Raw genomic sequence first — 1,710 nt, forward strand, 5'->3', positions numbered from 1 at the left:
CGGCGGTCGCGCCCGCCGTGCCGGTCTCGGGCGGTCCGGGTTCGGGTGCGGGCCGGTCCGAGCCAGGCGCCCGGGTGGCCGCGAGCACCTCGGCGACCAGCGGTCCCGGTTCGCTGACCGGCGGACGGCAGGTGGGCGCGGACCCGCTGGCCACCGGCATCGATCACAAGCAGGGCACCGCCAAGCAGCCCCAGGACAAGCAGCCGCCCGCTGCCGAGCCGCGCCCCGACGACGCCGTCGGCGGGGTCATCGTCGGCGCGGGCGGCATCCAGGGCGCGTTGGCAGGCGGCGCGCCCGCCGACCAGGGCGAGACCAAGCAGGGCAGGCTCGGCGAACTGCTCGGCGGGCGGACCACCGGCCTGGCTCCCGTGGGCGACGCGCGCCCGCTCGGTGAGGGCCGCGGCGCCCCGCCCGCGCTGCCCGCGCCCCGGGCCGGGGGCGGGCAGGACAAGGAGGCCGCGCTGCTCCTGGTCCACCTGTTCCCGCTCGGGCACCTCCCGGTCGCCACCTCCGCGCCCGAGCTGCAACTGGACGCGCCGCCGCGGGAGATCGACTACGCCGCGGGCGGCCGGTTCGCCCCCGCCGACCACCCGCGGTCGTCCCTGGTCGACCTGAGCACCCGGGTCGCCGAACCCGCCCACGGCAAGCCCGCCGCCGCGGGCCCGCTGGCCGACGGCCACGACCCGCTCGGCGGCGAGCACGAGCGCGACTGGGACCGCCGGTTCCTGGTCCGCCCCTTCGACCCCAACAACCTCGAGGCCGCCACCGAGTACGCGTGGCCCCCCGGCGAGGTCTACCCCGAGGGCGGCATCGAGGCGGGCGTCGCCGAAGTGCTGCCCGCCGGGTCCGTCATCGACCGCTTCGGCGACCCCGAGGGCCGCGTCTTCTCCGCCGACGGCACCCCGTTCGCCCAGCGCTCGCTGCCCCCGGCCCTGCTCGCCGCGGGCGTGCACCGCTACCGCGTCCTGCGCCCCACCCCGGTCTGGCGCGCCGTCTCCGCCCCCTGGTTCGCCCAACCCGGCGGCGGCGACCGCTACCGCGCCACCCAGTCCGCCGCCGACCTGGTCGCCCTGGGCTACCTCCTCGACATCACCCCGACCCCCCGCCCCGCAGGAGCCACCGCGTGAAAGCCGAAGCCCTGCCCGCCCTCCTCCAGGCCATCGGCATCCCCGCGACCGTGGTCTCCCTCGGCACCGAGGCCGACAACACCTGGTGCCTCCTCCACGACACCGACAGCGCCACCCCCGGCTGGGAGGTCTTCTGGCGAGAACAGGGCAACCGCTACGACTGGGCCCGCTTCACCAACGAACAGGTCGCCTGCCACTACCTCTTCGGCCGCCTGACCTGGTCCCAGGTAGTCCGCGGCGCGGTAGGGGTGCTCCCGACCCACCCCACCCCGGACGAACCGGCTGCCCCCGCTCACCCCGTGGCCGAGCCTGCCCCCACCGAGCAGGTTGTTCCCGCCCAGGTTGTGGCGGAGCTTGCCCCGGCTCACCCCGTGGTCGAGCCTGCCCCCACTGAGCAGGTTGTTCCCGCCCAGGTTGCGGTGGAGCTTGCCCCGGCTCACCCCGTGGGTGGGCCTGCCTCCGCCGAGCGGGCCGTCTCCGCCCAGGTTGCGGCGGCCTCCGCCCCGGCACACCTTGTGAGCGAGCCTGCTCCCGCCGAGCAGGTTGTTTCCGCCCAGGTTGCGGCGGCCCCCGCCTCCGCTCA

The 1,710-nt window shown here is 76.9% G+C and carries 1 protein-coding gene and 1 pseudogene; both read left to right on the top strand.

Annotated features, from left to right (window positions below):
- The coding region (locus tag GCL84_RS00870; RefSeq protein ID WP_156753381.1) for a glycohydrolase toxin TNT-related protein at nt 1-1,127 on the top strand (1,127 nt) is incomplete at its 5' end.
- A pseudogene (locus tag GCL84_RS00875) lies at nt 1,124-1,384 on the top strand (hypothetical protein); the annotation flags it as partial. The gene GCL84_RS00870 and the pseudogene GCL84_RS00875, both read left to right, overlap by 4 nt.
- Nucleotides 1,385-1,710 lie beyond the last annotated feature (326 nt).

This window comes from Actinokineospora pegani (assembly GCF_009745975.1).
In the GTDB taxonomy this organism is placed as follows: Bacteria; Actinomycetota; Actinomycetes; order Mycobacteriales; family Pseudonocardiaceae; genus Actinokineospora; species Actinokineospora pegani.